18 protein-coding genes are annotated in these 15090 nt (G+C 62.9%); 5 read left to right on the forward strand and 13 right to left on the reverse strand.

Annotation, left to right across the window (positions count from 1 at the left end; genetic code table 11):
- Window positions 1–825 precede the first annotated feature (825 nt).
- Entirely contained in the window at window positions 826–1905 is a 1080-nt protein-coding gene (locus ACZ1A1_RS16270) for a hypothetical protein (protein ID WP_463620704.1), read from the reverse strand.
- A gap of 149 nt (window positions 1906–2054) precedes the next feature.
- Entirely contained in the window at window positions 2055–2522 is a 468-nt protein-coding gene (locus ACZ1A1_RS16275) for a hypothetical protein (RefSeq protein ID WP_313194123.1), read from the reverse strand.
- Window positions 2523–3036: 514 nt separating this feature from the next.
- Here ACZ1A1_RS16275 and ACZ1A1_RS16280 point away from each other — a divergent pair.
- Window positions 3037–4014 carry a DUF2336 domain-containing protein gene (locus ACZ1A1_RS16280; RefSeq protein WP_463620705.1) on the forward strand — a complete coding sequence of 326 codons (978 nt, stop codon included), beginning with the start codon at window positions 3037–3039 and terminating at the stop codon, window positions 4012–4014.
- Between the two features lie 7 nt (window positions 4015–4021).
- On the opposite strand, the gene ACZ1A1_RS16285 is transcribed toward ACZ1A1_RS16280, so the two are convergent.
- The 4 genes from ACZ1A1_RS16285 to ACZ1A1_RS16300 all read right to left on the reverse strand — a co-directional run bounded on the left by ACZ1A1_RS16285 (window position 4022) and on the right by ACZ1A1_RS16300 (window position 7413).
- On the reverse strand, window positions 4022–4150 hold the full coding sequence (locus tag ACZ1A1_RS16285; protein ID WP_415212381.1) for a hypothetical protein: 129 nt from the start codon (window positions 4148–4150) through the stop codon (window positions 4022–4024).
- Between the two features lie 637 nt (window positions 4151–4787).
- On the reverse strand, window positions 4788–5159 hold the full coding sequence (locus ACZ1A1_RS16290) for a DUF1491 family protein (protein ID WP_463620706.1): 372 nt from the start codon (window positions 5157–5159) through the stop codon (window positions 4788–4790).
- 24 nt (window positions 5160–5183) lie between these two features.
- Complete coding sequence (locus ACZ1A1_RS16295) at window positions 5184–5912, reverse strand: peptidoglycan-binding domain-containing protein (protein ID WP_313194119.1); 729 nt, start codon at window positions 5910–5912, stop codon at window positions 5184–5186.
- Complete coding sequence (locus tag ACZ1A1_RS16300) at window positions 5884–7413, reverse strand: sensor histidine kinase (RefSeq protein WP_463620707.1); 1530 nt, start codon at window positions 7411–7413, stop codon at window positions 5884–5886. The genes ACZ1A1_RS16295 and ACZ1A1_RS16300 overlap by 29 nt, the downstream gene beginning before the upstream one ends.
- Before the next feature lie 503 nt (window positions 7414–7916).
- Here ACZ1A1_RS16300 and ACZ1A1_RS16305 point away from each other — a divergent pair.
- The 3 genes from ACZ1A1_RS16305 to ACZ1A1_RS16315 all read left to right on the forward strand — a co-directional run bounded on the left by ACZ1A1_RS16305 (window position 7917) and on the right by ACZ1A1_RS16315 (window position 9566).
- On the forward strand, window positions 7917–8336 hold the full coding sequence (locus tag ACZ1A1_RS16305) for a DUF5330 domain-containing protein (RefSeq protein WP_415216163.1): 420 nt from the start codon (window positions 7917–7919) through the stop codon (window positions 8334–8336).
- 196 nt (window positions 8337–8532) lie between these two features.
- Window positions 8533–8952: a SufE family protein gene (locus ACZ1A1_RS16310; RefSeq protein WP_463620708.1), complete on the forward strand. Its 420-nt coding sequence runs from the start codon at window positions 8533–8535 to the stop codon at window positions 8950–8952.
- Window positions 8953–9080: 128 nt separating this feature from the next.
- A complete protein-coding gene (locus tag ACZ1A1_RS16315) occupies window positions 9081–9566 on the forward strand; it encodes a hypothetical protein (RefSeq protein WP_463620709.1) in 486 nt (161 codons plus the stop codon).
- On the opposite strand, the gene ACZ1A1_RS16320 is transcribed toward ACZ1A1_RS16315, so the two are convergent.
- Window positions 9551–11020, reverse strand: a complete 1470-nt coding sequence (locus ACZ1A1_RS16320; protein ID WP_463620710.1) for a sulfatase-like hydrolase/transferase — start codon at window positions 11018–11020, stop codon at window positions 9551–9553. The two genes, ACZ1A1_RS16315 and ACZ1A1_RS16320, sit on opposite strands and share 16 nt — an antisense overlap.
- A gap of 16 nt (window positions 11021–11036) precedes the next feature.
- Here ACZ1A1_RS16320 and ACZ1A1_RS16325 point away from each other — a divergent pair, with 16 nt between their 5' ends.
- Window positions 11037–11252 carry a hypothetical protein gene (locus ACZ1A1_RS16325; protein WP_463620711.1) on the forward strand — a complete coding sequence of 72 codons (216 nt, stop codon included), beginning with the start codon at window positions 11037–11039 and terminating at the stop codon, window positions 11250–11252.
- 160 nt (window positions 11253–11412) lie between these two features.
- Here the strand turns inward: ACZ1A1_RS16325 and ACZ1A1_RS16330 are convergent, their stop codons facing one another.
- The 6 genes from ACZ1A1_RS16330 to ACZ1A1_RS16355 all read right to left on the reverse strand — a co-directional run bounded on the left by ACZ1A1_RS16330 (window position 11413) and on the right by ACZ1A1_RS16355 (window position 15090).
- Window positions 11413–12192 carry a DUF6456 domain-containing protein gene (locus ACZ1A1_RS16330; protein ID WP_463620712.1) on the reverse strand — a complete coding sequence of 260 codons (780 nt, stop codon included), beginning with the start codon at window positions 12190–12192 and terminating at the stop codon, window positions 11413–11415.
- On the reverse strand, window positions 12185–12535 hold the full coding sequence (locus tag ACZ1A1_RS16335; RefSeq protein ID WP_463620889.1) for a helix-turn-helix domain-containing protein: 351 nt from the start codon (window positions 12533–12535) through the stop codon (window positions 12185–12187). Before ACZ1A1_RS16335 ends, ACZ1A1_RS16330 begins: the two co-directional genes overlap by 8 nt.
- Window positions 12536–13050: 515 nt before the next feature.
- The gene (locus ACZ1A1_RS16340; protein ID WP_119258210.1) at window positions 13051–13488 is read right to left on the reverse strand and encodes a Ros/MucR family transcriptional regulator; all 438 of its coding nucleotides are present in this window, start codon (window positions 13486–13488) and stop codon (window positions 13051–13053) included.
- A gap of 422 nt (window positions 13489–13910) precedes the next feature.
- Entirely contained in the window at window positions 13911–14267 is a 357-nt protein-coding gene (gene mnhG, locus ACZ1A1_RS16345) for a monovalent cation/H(+) antiporter subunit G (RefSeq protein ID WP_454635508.1), read from the reverse strand.
- Window positions 14264–14617 carry a cation:proton antiporter gene (locus ACZ1A1_RS16350; RefSeq protein ID WP_463620714.1) on the reverse strand — a complete coding sequence of 118 codons (354 nt, stop codon included), beginning with the start codon at window positions 14615–14617 and terminating at the stop codon, window positions 14264–14266. Before ACZ1A1_RS16350 ends, mnhG begins: the two co-directional genes overlap by 4 nt.
- Entirely contained in the window at window positions 14617–15090 is a 474-nt protein-coding gene (locus ACZ1A1_RS16355; protein ID WP_463620715.1) for a Na+/H+ antiporter subunit E, read from the reverse strand. The genes ACZ1A1_RS16350 and ACZ1A1_RS16355 overlap by 1 nt, the downstream gene beginning before the upstream one ends.

Raw genomic sequence — 15090 nt, forward strand, 5'->3', positions numbered from 1 at the left:
TTCCGTCACCCGGACGCGGCAGGAGCGCATCGTCATCCCTGTCGCATACGGGTGGAAAACGGCGATACGGGACCAGAAGTTTCCCTTTCACGGGAATGTGTCTGGCGGCCGTCCGGTATCCGGAACATCGCACCTTTCCCTGCCGAAGCGGCGCGCCCGAGGGCGGACCCCGCTTCCTGGTCGAATCATAGCACGTCTTTCAAGAGTGACGAGCCGATCCATGTCCCCAGAAATAACGGTGATCGGGTTAACAGCCTGTTAAGAATAAGCAGGAACGCATCTTCGCGCTGTTTCGCAGGGAACAGGACCCCGCCAGGGCCCCTCTTCCCGGCCCCGCCCGAGGCCGCAAGTGAGTCGGGAAAGCCGCCCTCCTTCGCTTGAGACTCCCGCACGGCTTCCATCTGCATCCGGTCCTCCATCCCAAAATATTACAATAAACTAATTTAGATATACATTGATGGGAAGCCCTTCGCAGCTTTTCGGGAGCGGACGGGCCGGATCGGCCTTCCATCGCTTAACATTGTCGCATATTATATATTTCTAATTTAATATATTGTGAGAAAATACGTGGAATAATGCATGCCGGGCGCAAAAATAGACACAAAAAAGCGATCTCTAATATTAATAGTAAAAAAGATAATCCGGGATATATTTAGGAGTATTTTTGAAGTAAAAATTCCATTTCCTTTTTAGCAACCCCTGATTAAGAAATTGAAATTTCCATCAAAGGTGGCTAATGTATCGTTAACGCCACACGAAATAGAAGGTGGCGTTCTTCATTACTAAGCAACACTGAGAGGATTAGTCATGTTTTCGCGTAGAATCCTATTCTCCGCAACTACAGTTGCGGCCTGCGTTGGCTTTTTTGCTACATATGCTGACGCACAAACATCCCGACAAGCTCGCGCGGAAAGCGCCTGCGAAGCAGCCCTCGCCTCCGGCGACATGGCTGCGCTCAAGGATGTACAACGGCGCTTCAAGAACGAGCTGACTGCCTGCACGGCTCTTGCATCGACCGCTGTCGTCCTTTCTCCCGGAACCGACACGAGCGGCAGCGGCTTCGTACGCGTCGCCGACCGCGGCGGAAATGGTGATTACGACGATTGGCGCCCCGGTCGCGGACATGGGCACGGTCATGGGCATGGCCACGGTCATGGACATGGGCACGGTCATGGCCACGGTGGTGGCGGCGGCGGTGACGGCGGCAACGGCGGCGGTGGCGGCAATGGTGGAAACCACCATGGCGGCAACGGCGGCAATGGCGGCGGCGGCGGCAATGGTGGCAACAACCATGGCGGCAACGGCGGCAATGGCGGCGGCGGCGGCAATGGTGGCAACAACCATGGCGGCAACGGCGGCAATGGCGGCGGCGGCGGCAATGGTGGCAACAACCATGGCGGTGACGGCGGCAATGGCGGCGGCGGTGGCAATGGTGGCAACAACCATGGCGGCAACGGCGGCAATGGCGGCGGCGGCGGCAATGGTGGCAACAACCACGGCGGCAACGGCGGCAATGGCGGCGGTGGCGGCAATGGTGGCAACCAGGGCGGCGGTAACGGCGGCAATGGCGGCGGCGGCGGCAATGGCGGCAACCAGGGTGGCGGTAACGGCGGCAATGGCGGCGGCGGCGGCAATGGTGGCAACCAGGGCGGCGGTAACGGCGGCAATGGCGGCGGCGGCGGCAATGGTGGCAACCAGGGCGGCGGCAACGGCGGCAATGGCGGCGGCGGCGGCAATGGCGGTAACGGCAACGGCGGCGGCGGCGGCGGCGGCGGTGGCGGCGGCGGCAACGGTGGCAACCAGGGCGGCGGTAACGGCGGCAACGGCGGTAGCGGCGGCAATGGTGGCAACGGCGGCGGTGGCGGCAGCGGTGGCGGCGGCGGCGGTGGCGGCAGCGGCGGCCATCACTAAGCAAGGAACCGCAGCAGCGGTCACTGCCTGAACATCGCAACGAAAAAGGCCAAGGGGACACGCGTTCCCTTGGCCTCTTTATATTGTTCGTTCCATGTCAACCGCCCGGTCTAGAGTGTTCTCGCACCCGGGCATCAACCGTTTTACAAATCCGTGACCTGCGTTTCGCAGGGCCTGATATGCTGGCTGACATATTCGTAGGGCATGACCTTGAGATTGCGGTTCAGCCCGCCATTGTCCCTCAGCCAGCCGAGAACCCAGCGCGGATATTTCTTCAGCAGATAGGTCGCGGCGACCCTGTTGCCCTGCGAGGAGCTTCCGAACGGCAGGTGGAAGCCGAAGCGCGCGGCGGGCGTGACGCAGAGCTGATCCTCGGCAAGGCCGAGATAGATGGTGCAGGCGGAATCGCAGCGGCCGCTGAATTTCACCGGCTGTCCCGTCTGCTCGAGCTGTGCCGCCTTGAGTGCGTAATCGACGATCATGCCGCCATGATCGTTGCCGACCGTGTAGAAGGCCCCCGTCCCCGACACGGCCATCGCCGTGGCAGCCGTCGTCGCAAGCGCGACGAGGGCGATGGAAACGATGCGGACAGTGCTGGCGATCGGCTTCATGAGAGTGTCTCCGTTTACGAGACGTCTATCAGACATTCCTAAAATTCCCGTTAAGATGTAGCGCTGAATGCGCGCCCGGTGGAAAGGGGACCGGCAAAGGCCGGCCTTTCTTCAAGCGCTACTCCGATACCGCACGGAAAACGGCCGTGGGTAAAACGCGGGACAAAGCGGTGCGCGCAAGACCGGGAAAAAACGGGCAAGTTGGGCATTAGTGTGGCCTAAAATACGTGAAAGCCGTGAATATCCCCGTTTTCCCCGGAAACCACAGCACGCACGGCAACGTCGTTTCGCCACTCTAGCATGAAGCATGGCAACGACGAACGGCGCCCTGGGCAAGGCCGCCGCAACCTGCCGCCACACAGGGAAAATCCCGGAACCGGACAGTATAGTTCCTTGTATTCGCTATCGTTTACGAACAGGCAAGGTTAACGGCTCGCTAAGGATTTTCCTCTACTTTTCATGAGTGACATGGGGATCGGCAGGGGGCTGCCGGTCCGGGGATGACAGGTGTTTCGTGGCGGACAGGTTTCGCGAACTGGAGAGACCGCAAGCCGGGCGGCCGAAGGACATCGTATTGATGGCCACGGTCTCCAGCTTCGAGAGCCTGCGTTTTCCGTCGCGGTCGGATCTCGCCCAGTTCGGCGAACTTTTCGAGCAGCTCTATGCCGCTTCCAGCGATGAAGCGCGCCGGCAGGCCGTCGCCGCCCTTTCGCGCTGCCCGCAGGTGCCGCAGGAGACCGCCTTGTTCATCGCGCGCCAGCCGATCGGCATCGCCGCCATCTTCCTGATGGGCTCGAAGGCGATAACCGACGGCACGCTGCTCGACATCCTGCGCGCCACCGGCCCGGACCACGCCCGCGCCATCGGCCGGCGCGACGATCTTTCCCCCGCCGTCATCGAGGCGCTGGTCGGCACCCATCAGGACCATGCCAGCCGCAGGACCGGCGAGGACCGCGCGCAGGCCCTTCGCGAGGCCGCGCGGCTGGAGCGGGAAGAGGAGATCCGTGCGGAATTGCGCGCGCTCGTGCGCGCGGCGACGCCCGCCGCCGAGGCGCCCGTCCGGCTGGTGCCGGCGAGCGAGATCCATCAGGCGCTGTTCGTGCGCTTCGCGCGCTCGGGCGATGTCGGCATGATCGCGGTGACGCTCGCCGATGCGCTCGCGTCCAGCCAGTGGCTTTCCGAACGCATCCTTCTCGATGTCTCGGGCCGGCAGCTCGGCGAGACGCTGCTGGCGCTCGGCGTGGCGGAGGCCGACGGCCTCTTCGTGCTACGGACGATCTATCCGCATCTGGCCGAAGGCGGGGCCGAGACGCTCGTCGCCTCGCTCGATCCCGCCGAGGCGACCCGCCGGGTCGAGAGCTGGCAGAGGGCGGACCGCTACACCAACGGCGACGGCCTGCCGAAGGCCGCCAATGGCGACGATGCCCCGGCCAGGGCGCAGGCGCATCGGGACGCATTCCCAGGACCCGGCCGGCAAAGCGCCGCCGGCTGACGCACTCTCAAAACACCCTGCGCCGCACCGGCGCGCGGACCGAGCCCTCGTCCTGTGAGGCCGAAAGCGCGGCCAGCGTCGTCAGCACGAACATTCCTGAAATCAGCAGAGCGAGGGCAGGCAGCACGATCAGCATGGGTCTCTCCAGGGGTTCGCACAGGCCGCTGCCTGTGTGTCTTCCTTTTGCCATGACCGGAGGTGGGCTGCTGTTCCCGGCGGAACAGGGCGTCATGCGGAGGCCTGCCCCTCACCCTAACCCTCTCCCCGCAAGCGGGGAGAGCAGACGTGCCCCACGCGCGGTAGTTATTTGGGAAGCCGGTTCGGCATATCCCCTTCTCCCCGCCTGCGGGGAGAAGGTGGCCGGCAGGCCGGATGAGGGGCGCATCGCCAATGCCGGATGAGGGCTTTCCTTTAACCTGAAAAATCCATCGCCCTTCGGCTTGATCCCAGCGAGATCGATGAGATCGCCTCGGCGGTGCCGCTACCTCACCCTAATCCTCTCCCCACAAGCCGGGAAAAAGGACGTGCCCACGCAGTGCCGGAGATCGGAAAAACAGTGCGGCGTCTCCCTTCTCCCCGCTGGGAAGGAGGGAGATGGAGGAACGGTTTCCTTCAAGTGCGATGGCCCTGCCGCAGGCAGAGAGGACATGCCCCACGACAGCTCCTTGGTTGGGGAAAACGGCGCGGCACAACCCCTTCTCCCCGCCTGCGGGGAGAAGGTCGCGGCAGCGGGATGCGGGGCGCTTCGCCAATACCGGATGAGGCGCTCCCGTCTATCGCCGGAAGAACCCGTCGTCCTTCGGCTCCGCCCCGGCAAACGCGATGAGATCGCCGAGATCGTCCGTCTCGATGGAGACCACCCAGAGATCGCCGTCGAAGCGGCGTTCGCGCGCCACGGCTTCAGTGACCGTGGCCGCCTCCACCCGGGCGAGCCGCGTCTCGAAGAGCCGCGTGCCGCTGTCGTCCTCGTCGAAAAAGCTTTGCGGGGCGGGTGCGTGGAGGCTTTCCGCGCCGTCGCGGAAGACCTGGCGCACGAAGACCGCCCCCGCCTCCTCCGCGCCCTTGGCCTCCACGGCGGCGAAATCGCCGCGAGCGAAGACCCGGCGCATCAGGGCGGAGACGAAGATATCGGTGCGAAGGCGCATGTCCGGGGCCCCACGCGGCGGGCGCTACAGCGCGCCGATGTCCTTGAGCTTGGCGAGGACCTGCTCGTTCGGCTCGCCGGTGACCGGAAGGCGGTAATGCTTCTCGAAATGGCGGATCGCGGTGCGCGTCTTCTCGCCGATCAGGCCGTCGACGGCGATGTCCGTATAGGCGATGTTGCTGAGGCCCTTCTGGATCTGCATCACCAGTTCGCTCGGCACGGGCCTTGCGACTGCCGAGGTGACGCCGGGATCGGCCTCGGCGCGCAGGATGGCAGCGGCGACAGGGTCCGCCTCGTCCTTGGCGCTCGCCTGCGTGCCCGCTGCCGCAGGCTGCTTCTCGATGAGGCTCGCCACCTCGTCGAAGGGGCGCTCGGCGGGGGTCACATCGGTCACTTCCGGCAGAGCCTCGCCCTCCTCCAGTCGCTCGATGACGAAGGTCGTCTGGTCGTGCGGCTCCGGCCGGGTGGCGGTGAAGCCGAGGGAATTGTCGGCCGAGCGGGTCTTCAGGAACGGAGACGGGTGGCCGCCCGGCTGGTACCAGAGCGCATTGGCCGCCACGAATGAGAAGACGACGACGAAGGCCGAGACGCCGCCGATCACGCCCGGATGGCGCGCGGCGAGCCCGCCGAGGGCGGAAAGCCCGGCGATCACGATATTCGGCCGGCGTTGCGGCTGGCTGCGCCCGCGAGACCCGCCCTTGCGGGCCTGACCCTGGGGCCGCCGCTCAGGCTGTCTTCTGACGTGCGCGTTCATCTTGCGTGTCCTTGCCATCGTCCGACGGCTGGTAAACGGTCTCGGCCCCCGCTGCAAGGCGCGGCGGGAAATCGACGGTGGACGCCGCCGCGGGACGAGGGTCCCCCTCGCGCGCCACGCCCGACCCGTCCGCCGGAATGCGGATGGTGATGACGGTGCCCTCGCCCGGCCGGCTCTCGACGACGAAGCTGCCGCCATGCAGCGCGACGAGGCCCTTGACCAGCGACAGGCCGAGGCCGGTGCCCTCGTATTTGCGGGTATATTCGTTCTGCACCTGCATGAAGGGCTGGCCGATCGACGCCAGCTTGTCGGTGGGAATGCCGATGCCAGTGTCGCTGACCGTCAGCAAGAGGTCGCGGCCTTCCCGCGCCGCATCGATGGTGACGATGCCGCCGCGGTCGGTGAACTTGATGGCGTTGCCGACAAGGTTGATGAGGATCTGCTGGATCGCCCGCTGGTCGGCGACGGCCTCGCCGATGGCGCGCGGCACGCGGCTCGTCAGTTTGATGCCCTTCTCGCGCGCCTGGAGGCCGAGCATCTGCTCGCAGGCCTTGACGCTGTCGGCGACGAGGAAAGGCTCCGTCAGAAGCTCGTAGCGGCCCGCCTCGATCTTCGAGACGTCCAGCATGGTGTTGACCACCGACAGGAGATGGGAGCCCGACTGGTGGATCAGCGCGACGTATTCGCGCTGGCGATCGTTCTCCAGCCGGCCGAAATACTCGCCGGCGAGAATGTCGGAAAAGCCGAGGATGGCGTTGAGCGGCGTGCGCAGCTCGTGGCTGACGGCGGCGAGGAAGCGCGTCTTGGCGTCGTTGGCCGATTCGGCCTCCTCGGCCTTGCGCGCATTCTCGTTGCGCAGCCGCGCCTCGTCGGACATGTCGCGCGACTGGGCGACGACGGCGGCGAGCGCGCCGTCGGGGCCGGCAAGCGCCGTCATCTCCACGCGCATGTGCATGAACTGCTCGGCATCGGCCTCGATGCGCGGGCGGTCGATGCGGATATCCACCGTCTCGCGGGCGCCGCCCTGGCGCAGCCGGTCGATGGCGGCGAGGAAGGCGATGCGGTCGGAAACATGGATCTGGTCGAGATAGCCGCGGCCTGCCGGATCGCGCATCCAGGAGAGCATGTCGGCGCGGTCGCGGCCGTGCACGGCGGTGACGAAGCCGCGCGCATCGTGCAGCGTGACGAGGCCGGCGAAAAGATCGTAGGGCGAGACGTCGCTCGGCGCGGCTTCCGCCATCGTCTCGGTAAAGCTCTTGTGCGGGAGCGGCTTCGGGCGGCGCACCGAGGTGACGGCGGCCGAAAGCAGCGCGCCGGCGCCGGCAAGCGCGACGCCTGCCGGGAGCGCGGCGGAAGCGGGCAGGACGGCGGAGAGCGCCAGCGGCAGACCGGGCACGGCGGCAAGCAGCGCCAGCGTCGTCGCACGCAGCGAGGCGGAGGGGCGCGCATCGGCGGCGCCCGCGCCAGCAACGCCAGCAACGGCGCCCAGACGGGCTGCCATTCTGTCCGCGATGATGGTCAATTGGCGCAACGCAAAACCCTGCCGTTCATGTTCTTTTCTGTGAGGCCAAAATCGCATCGGCGACTTAAGGAAAGGATAAACGGCAGGGGCCGGAAGCGGGCGAAAAAGGCCCAAAGGTCCCATTTCGGGGCAATCCAACGGCCATTCGTCCGGCGTGGTTAACGGGGCGTAAGCGCCTCATTTTGCGGCATTTTTCTGTTCATATTAACTTTTGGGGCAAGGGGCCTCCAGCCCCCTTCCCGGCATTCCGGCAGCTTGGGCCCCGATGGCGCGCCATCATCCTTAACGCGGATCGCTAAAATCTGCCGCAAATGCCGGTAAAGTGCGAAATAGATCGCATTTTAATCAAAACTGGGCAAAACCCGAGCTTTTCCAGCAAAGGGGAATTTCCTTCCGGCCCCTATTCTCGCATCAACGGTTCGCCAAGGACCAAACGAGCCGACGGCCGCAAAGAGCCGGGGCACCAACGAGGATGGCAAGCGATGTGGTTTCTGATCAAGGGAACGTTCTGGTTCTCACTGGTTCTGGTCCTGCTCCCCTTCCTGGACCCGGAATCCTCCGACAAGCTGAACAGGGGGCCGACCGTCGAGATCGGCGACACGTTCAGCGCCGCCAGCGAGGCGCTCAACTATGTGACCGGCATGTGCGCCGAAAAGCCGGATGTCTGCCAGAAGGGCAGCGAGACCTTCGTCGCCCTCGGTCACCGGGCCCGTGAAGGCGCCCGCATCGCCTACCAGTTCCTCGACACGCAGTTCGCCGACGAGGATGTCGCCACGGCCGAGCCGGCAAAGAAGGAAGCGCTGAACCAGCCGCTTCCGGCCGTCGCCGGGATCGACGCCGACGACGAGGTCATCACCGGCACCATCGCCGTGCCGACCCGCCGCCCCGACCACAAGGGCTGACGCCGCCCTTCTTCCAAGACGCGATCCCGCAGCCTCTGCGGCATTGCCATCCAAGTTTCTGCCTGCCTCACTCGTTGCCTAGCAACCGCCGCATGGACCCGTTCCCTGCGGCGTTTCTTTTTGCGCGCGGCGGTTTCCGGTTCAAATGGCCGGCCGGCTCGCCTATATGAAAGCGATAGCCCGGACGGAACGGAACATGGCCACGCTGCAAGAGATCATCGACGACTTCGCCTTCCTCGACGAATGGGAGGACCGCTACCGCTATGTCATCGAGCTCGGCAAGGCGCTGCCGGACCTGCCGGAAGACCAGCGCACCGCGGCCAACAAGGTGCAGGGTTGCGCCAGCCAGGTCTGGCTCGTCAGCCACAGCGCGGGCGGCGCCGACCCGGTGATGACCTTCGAGGGCGATTCGGACGCCCATATCGTGCGCGGCCTCGTCGCCATCGTGCTCGCCATCTATTCCGGCAGGCACGCCTCCGACATCGCCGCCCTCGACGCCATCGACACCTTCAACACGATCGGCCTCGTCGAACACCTCTCCTCCCAGCGCGCCAATGGCCTGCGCTCGATGGTGCGCCGCATCCGCGAGGAAGCGGCGATGCGGGTGGCGGCGTAGGAGGCGTCGATACACACCTTCATACGGCGAGCGAAAGAACAAGAAGTGTTCGCAGGGTGCATTGCCTTTTGACAATTCCATGACAACGCCAATTGACAGTTGATCTTGCAACCGCCATGAACGCCTAGATGGCAGGCGGCCAAATGGTTGCCGAACGACGGCAATTCAAGATCAACGAAAACAACATGGCTGTTTCGAAAAAATATGCGGGATGGAACCTCGGCGCTCTTTCAGCGGGTCTTCTGGCCACGTTGGGAGTCTGGCATTTCTCCAATGAGGCCGTTCATTCCCTGAAAGGGGAGTGGGTGGTTGTCGATGTTTCAAGCAAGGATAACGAACTTGCCCGCTTCAGTATGCGCAAAGGTACACCGGTCAGCATTGATGGGAGTGGCTATCTGAAAACCGGCAGGGGCAGAATTGACGGTATTATTGGAGACGGCATCTGTGGTGTAAATTGCGGAACTTTCACCACTAATGGCCAGAAACGGGCCTATGCGGTTGCTGGAGAAGGCGATCCCATAAACAGGCTGACCCTGACAAACCGCAAGCTCGCTACAAGCATCGTGCTCGAGCGGGCATCCGAACAGCCCACTTCTGCCTATTTCTCCAGATGAATCGCCCGCAACCTGCTTTTATCCGCCTCTGAGCATTTTCTCTGGTCGTTCTCACATCTCGACTGAATCTGGTGGATCAGTTCCAGGCTTGAGAGCGGTGCTATGCCGGCAAACCGCGCGAGTTGATAGGCGCTCTCCTCTACAGGAAGAGTCACCATCGCCTCCGGCATCTCTGCCCGGAAATTACGAAACATCATCAATGGTGTGTAGTAATCCGGATCGTTCAGCACCCTGAGGCTCTGCGCCGAGTAATTCTTGTCGAACGACGGATGATGGTCTCCATAGGCCATGACAACGATTGGAAATGGCGCTGACTGCACATAAACGAGAAGAGCGTTGAGGGCGGTTACACTGTCATTCAGGCGGTTGACATAGTCGGCCAGCGCGGGCGAATCCGCTTGTGCGGGATCATAGGGCCCGGCAAACCTTTCCTTCGACCCGGCAAGCTTCTCCGGCAGATTTTGAAATCCGTGCGGCCCGTGATTCCAGTTGGTCGATACGAAATATGCACGCGGGAACTTCCTCGCCTTGCCCAGATCACTCATAAGCCGCTCATAGACTAGGCGATCACGGAGCTCGCTCCATTTTTCTGGCAACCCCAGCGCTTCAAAATCGCGAAAATCGTCAAATCCATATCGAGAGAAGGCAGCACGTACGTTGGAAAAGCTGCCGTTCAACGAATAGAGCACACTGCTCTTATATCCCAACCTCTTCAGTTCGTTTCCGAGACACCCCTTGAAGAAGGGAGATACATTTATGTGCGGCTGAAGCCCGCCCCAAGAAAACAGCTCGTGATTGATCGAACAGACCACTTCGAATTCGGTAACGACACTATTTCCGCCCCACGTGTTCACCCTGATCGACGTTCCCCATTTTTCAATTTTGTCGCCAACAAGGTCGAGAAGCGGTGGAACGTCCTCATAGGCCTTCTCGACCTTTGGATCGTACACGGACTCCAGATGAATGATAACAATATCGGGACAGTTTTCGCAGAAACGTTTCTCTTCCTTCGCCTCCCTTCCCACGAATGCCGCGCGATCCGCATTGAGGGTCCTTGAGAGCGCACGGCTCTCCGACCACGCGGCAAGCAGCCCGGAGGCCCGAACTGCGGACCTGTCGGCCATTACACGGGGAGGCGATTGCTGCCGGACGGCCGCCATGTAATTACTATTCATGAATGCATTCATGGAAAAAACAGATCCGGCCGCCAGAATAATAGTATAAATGTAAGGGAATTCCACCCTCTCCGAATTCCTACACTCGTAACGCCAGAAAAATATTATGAAGAAAATTGAAAAAGAAATGACAATAAACACTGGAACGGCAATGGAAAAATATTGAACGAAAAATCCGATATTCCCGTCGTGCACGAACTGCAGGATTATATTGATATCCTGATGATGTAAATGCTGCCGCAATTGCTTGTGCTTAATTCGGTCGGCAATGTCCAGCATTACGAGGGCGCTACCCATGACCGAAGAGGCGGTGATGATCCGCCCCGTTAACGCCATCAATGGCAGTGCAACGGTACATAGCATGAAAAATACGGCCAAGAAGCCGCCGAAGGTGTATTCTCGCCAAGCCACCAAGAAGAAAATTATCGCAAGGGGCAAGACCCCGTGCGTGACCCAACGCCACCCCACACCGAACTCCGTTCTTGATGCCGATTACAACAACCTCCCATAGATTACGGCATCAGAAAACTCCAGCATTAATTGCAGATGCCCGCCATTCGTGCCAAGTTAATTTATATTACAATTCAATACTGAAGGGCCCAAATTTTTCTTATAAGAAGAAACAAACTTCATTTCCCACCCAAGCACAAAAAGCTACGAATCCAATTTTCTTAATCCTCCCCTTTCCATGCGCTCATCCGATTCCTCCGGTGCTCGCACGGGGCGTAGTGTCGGGCGAGCGCCATCAGGGAGGCGCGCAGGAGGAGTTTTGCGGAGCGGGCGGGCCATTGGCGTTCGCGTTCCACGGTTTCCAGCCCCTTCATGAAGCAGCAGACGTCGAGGGCGACGCCGGAGAGTTCCGGGCCCATCGCCTCGATGGCGCGGGCGACGCGCAGGCGCGCGGCGAGCGCCGTGTCGGTAAGGTCGCGCGACGCGCCGGCCTCGCCCTTCTGGCGGCCGGCGATGCGCGGCTCCCAGGACATGGTCATGCGCGGCTGGAGGCCGCCGCGGGTGAAATCGGCGTGCAGCCGCTCACCGGCGGCGAGCGCGCTTTCCGGAAGATAGGCGTCGCCCGACTTCTCCTTCAACCGTGAAAGGCCGGCCAGCGGCGATTCGAGGCGGTTGGCGAGCGCCTTTTCGCGCACGCCGTCACGCAGCACGACGACCTCCCCGACATCCCGGTGCTGGCCGGCGAAGGGTGTTTCCGCCTCGCAGAGCCGGCGGCGCAGATGCGCGCGCGCCTCCGGCGTCGCCGCCAGCAGGTTCCCGTCGCGGCGGACGAGGCCGAGGCTGAGGGCCTCCCCGAGGATCTCGGGGGAGACGGACTGCGCCCTGCCGCCGGGGGCGGCGAGCGTGCCCTCGCCCTCAAGGCGCGCTTCGCCGGCCGCCAGCAGGAAGCGCAGGAGTTTCGCAAGGTCGGCGGCATTCTTCCGTGCGGTCGCGTCACTCATGGCTGCCGATCCCCGCCGGGCCGAACACCGAAAGGACGACGCGCTCGATGGCCGAGACGAAGGCGTCGAAGGCGGCATCGTCGCGGCGATCCTCCACCACGTTACAGGCATGGCCGACCGTGGTGCGGTCGCGGCCGAAGGCCATGCCGATCTCCGACAGCGAGAGCCGCAGCACGACATGGCAGACATACATGGCGATCTGGCGCACATGGCAGGTGGTGCGGCGGCTGTCGCGGCGCCAGAGCGGGCGCTCGCCCGCAAGGGCCGTCATCTCCAGAACGAGCTGGCGCACGATGCGGCAGGCGACGGGCGCCGGCACCGTCGGCGGCTCCTGCACGGCCATCGTCCGGCGGGCGGCACGCGTCCCCTCGCCCGGCTCCATGCCAGATCCGGCGCCCTTGACTTCCGGCGCGGGGCCGGCGCAAGGTGGAACCGCTCGGGACGACCGTCTCTGGGAAACGATGAACTGGTGCATGACTGGCCACTCCGTTGATAGGAATTTATTCATACACCCTAGAGGATGGGCGAGGATGAATGAAGCACCCTGGCGCAATCATCCGTTGAATTTCTTCATATATTTGTGACAGGCGTCCCCGATATAGGCTTATATTCCTTTTCCCTTGCAGAGCTTTGCGCGAAAGACACGGCCTTGCCGGCTTCTCCGCAACGCAAAAGGCCGGAGCCTTGCGGCTCCGGCCTTGGATTATCGGCACCCTCGTTCCCGTCGCTGGTCCCGAGGCTTGTGGATGCTCGGGTCAAGCCCGAGCATGACCAGGGAGAGGTTTCGGGACTTTGCTGGCAGCATCAGGCCGGCGCCTCACGGCACCGGCCTTTAAATTGGCAGCAGGTCGCGCTGGATTACTTGCCGGCCTTGCGGCGCTGGCCAAGGCCCATTTCCTTGGCGAGGCGCGAGCGGGCCTCGGCATAGGCGGGAGCGACCATCGGGTAATCGGCCGGCAGGTCCCACTTCTCGCGGTATTCTTCCGGGGTCATGCCGTAGTGGGTCATGAGGTGGCGCTTCAGCGACTTGAACTTCTGGCCGTCCTCGAGGCAGATGATGTAGTCGTTCTGCACGGACTTCTTCACCGGCACCGGCGGCTTCGGCTTCTCGGCGGCGACGGGCGCCTCGACGGTGGCGACGGGCTGCGTGGTGTTGTTGAGCGCCGCATGCACGTCGGCGATCAGGCCCGGCAGCTCCGAGACCGGCACGACATGGTTGCCGACATAGGCCGCAACGATATCGGCAGTAAGCTCGACGAGAAGATTGGAGCCGGCGCCAAGGGTTGTTTCTGTCATTTCTTTCTCCTGTCGGATATCGTTGTAGTCGAAAGCGCTGCTGACGACCGCGTTCCTGAATTCCGGATAAAGCCTTACTTCGAGCTGATTATGTGGCAAAACGATGCTCGCGCGAACGATGACGTTCGAAACAGCGGCATTTTACGCCAATATAACTTTTCACTACAGCGGCCGCTGTTTTCAGCGATTCTCTTGCCGTCATCAATACCGCATTCGCGCGACTACGGCAGGAACTCAACTTAGACAGGAAATCGATGCAGGCGCTAAATCAACCGGAATGCTTTACTTCGCCTGAAATATCATTCCCGGTTTGATTGTCCAGTATTATTTTGACAAAGCACAGAAAGAGCTTTCACGCCTTCAATCTATCCGCTGAAATTCAGTGGATACTCAAATTCCGGCCATGATCTATAAACCAAATGTCAACGCTTCTTGGCGTTGCGCTTCTCTGCCTCGCGCATATCGTCCATCACGGTCGCGCGCGCGAGGCGATAGCCCGCGCCATGGGCGGCCTTGGCGACGAGGTGGGCGGCGACCGGCGCCGTCAGCACGAAGAAGACGAAGCCGGCGAGCGCCCGGGTGAGGATCGCGATGTCGAAGGCGTGGATGCCTGCCGCAAGCAGCATCAGGCCCGAGCCCACGGTGCCGGCCTTGGAGGCCGCGTGCATGCGCGTATAGACGTCCGGCAGGCGCACGAGGCCGACGGCGGCGAGGAAGGTGAAGATGCCGCCCGCCACCAGCATGACGGCGACGACGAGCGCCAGGATCATCTCCGTCATCGGCGTTTCCTCCGCTTGCCCGCCTTTTCCCGCTTGCGCCCTTCCGCAAGTGCCTCGCTCTCCTCGCCCGCCTCCATGCCCTGCCGCATGACGAAGCGCGCGAAGGCGACGGTCGCCAGGAAGCCGACGAGGCCGAGCGCGATGGCGATATCGATATAGAGGTTGAAGCCCGTGCGGATCGCCACGAGCGCGATGAAGCCGATGGCGATGGCGACCAGCATGTCGAGCGCGACGATGCGGTCCGGCAGCGTCGGCCCCCGGACGACGCGGAAGGCCGTCAGGAAGAAGGCCGCGCACATCAGGAGAAGTGCGATCGCGGCAGCGGCGGAGATGATCGTTTGCGCGTCCATCAGCGGAAAGCCTCCAGGATCTTCCTCTCGAAGCCGTTCGCGATGTCGCGCCGCGCGCCGGCCGGGTCGGAGCAGTCGATGGCATGCACGTAGAGCACCATGCGATCCGCCGAGACGTCGACGGAGAGCGTACCCGGCGTCAGCGTGATGAGGTTGGCGAGCAGCGTGATCTCGAAATCCCGGTCGACCGTCAGCGGGAAGGCGAAGATGCCGGGCTTCAGCGCCATTTTCGGGCTCGCCACCAGCACCGCGACCTTGAAGGCCGAGAGCGCCAGTTCCTTGATGAAGAGCGCCAGCAGCGAGAGGATCTTCAGCGGCCGCAGGCGTCGGCCGTCCCGCTGGATGTGGCCGCGGATCAGCGCCAGCGACAGGGCGCCGGCGGCGATGCCGAGCAGGAGGTTCGGCACGGTGAAGCTGCCGGAGACGGCGAGCCAGACGAGGGCGAAGAGCGCGATGGTGACGGTCGGCCGCAT

This window comes from Shinella sp. R2-11 (assembly GCF_055330205.1).

Excerpts from the sequence above, each read along its gene's own strand:
- ACZ1A1_RS16270 (WP_463620704.1), bottom strand. The coding sequence starts at position 1,905 with ATGGCCGCCGCTGCCGCCACCGCCGCCGCCGCCACCGCTGCCGCCACC.
- ACZ1A1_RS16275 (WP_313194123.1), bottom strand. The coding sequence starts at position 2,522 with ATGAAGCCGATCGCCAGCACTGTCCGCATCGTTTCCATCGCCCTCGTC.
- ACZ1A1_RS16285 (WP_415212381.1), bottom strand. The coding sequence starts at position 4,150 with ATGCTGATCGTGCTGCCTGCCCTCGCTCTGCTGATTTCAGGAATGTTC.
- ACZ1A1_RS16290 (WP_463620706.1), bottom strand. The coding sequence starts at position 5,159 with ATGCGCCTTCGCACCGATATCTTCGTCTCCGCCCTGATGCGCCGGGTC.
- ACZ1A1_RS16295 (WP_313194119.1), bottom strand. The coding sequence starts at position 5,912 with ATGAACGCGCACGTCAGAAGACAGCCTGAGCGGCGGCCCCAGGGTCAG.
- ACZ1A1_RS16300 (WP_463620707.1), bottom strand. The coding sequence starts at position 7,413 with ATGGCAGCCCGTCTGGGCGCCGTTGCTGGCGTTGCTGGCGCGGGCGCC.
- ACZ1A1_RS16305 (WP_415216163.1), top strand. The coding sequence starts at position 7,917 with ATGTGGTTTCTGATCAAGGGAACGTTCTGGTTCTCACTGGTTCTGGTC.
- ACZ1A1_RS16310 (WP_463620708.1), top strand. The coding sequence starts at position 8,533 with ATGGCCACGCTGCAAGAGATCATCGACGACTTCGCCTTCCTCGACGAA.
- ACZ1A1_RS16315 (WP_463620709.1), top strand. The coding sequence starts at position 9,081 with ATGGCAGGCGGCCAAATGGTTGCCGAACGACGGCAATTCAAGATCAAC.
- ACZ1A1_RS16320 (WP_463620710.1), bottom strand. The coding sequence starts at position 11,020 with ATGCTGGACATTGCCGACCGAATTAAGCACAAGCAATTGCGGCAGCAT.
- ACZ1A1_RS16325 (WP_463620711.1), top strand. The coding sequence starts at position 11,037 with ATGACCGAAGAGGCGGTGATGATCCGCCCCGTTAACGCCATCAATGGC.
- ACZ1A1_RS16330 (WP_463620712.1), bottom strand. The coding sequence starts at position 12,192 with ATGAGTGACGCGACCGCACGGAAGAATGCCGCCGACCTTGCGAAACTC.
- ACZ1A1_RS16335 (WP_463620889.1), bottom strand. The coding sequence starts at position 12,535 with ATGGCCGTGCAGGAGCCGCCGACGGTGCCGGCGCCCGTCGCCTGCCGC.
- ACZ1A1_RS16340 (WP_119258210.1), bottom strand. The coding sequence starts at position 13,488 with ATGACAGAAACAACCCTTGGCGCCGGCTCCAATCTTCTCGTCGAGCTT.
- mnhG (WP_454635508.1), bottom strand. The coding sequence starts at position 14,267 with ATGACGGAGATGATCCTGGCGCTCGTCGTCGCCGTCATGCTGGTGGCG.
- ACZ1A1_RS16350 (WP_463620714.1), bottom strand. The coding sequence starts at position 14,617 with ATGGACGCGCAAACGATCATCTCCGCCGCTGCCGCGATCGCACTTCTC.
- ACZ1A1_RS16355 (WP_463620715.1), bottom strand. The coding sequence starts at position 15,090 with ATGCGGCCGACCGTCACCATCGCGCTCTTCGCCCTCGTCTGGCTCGCC.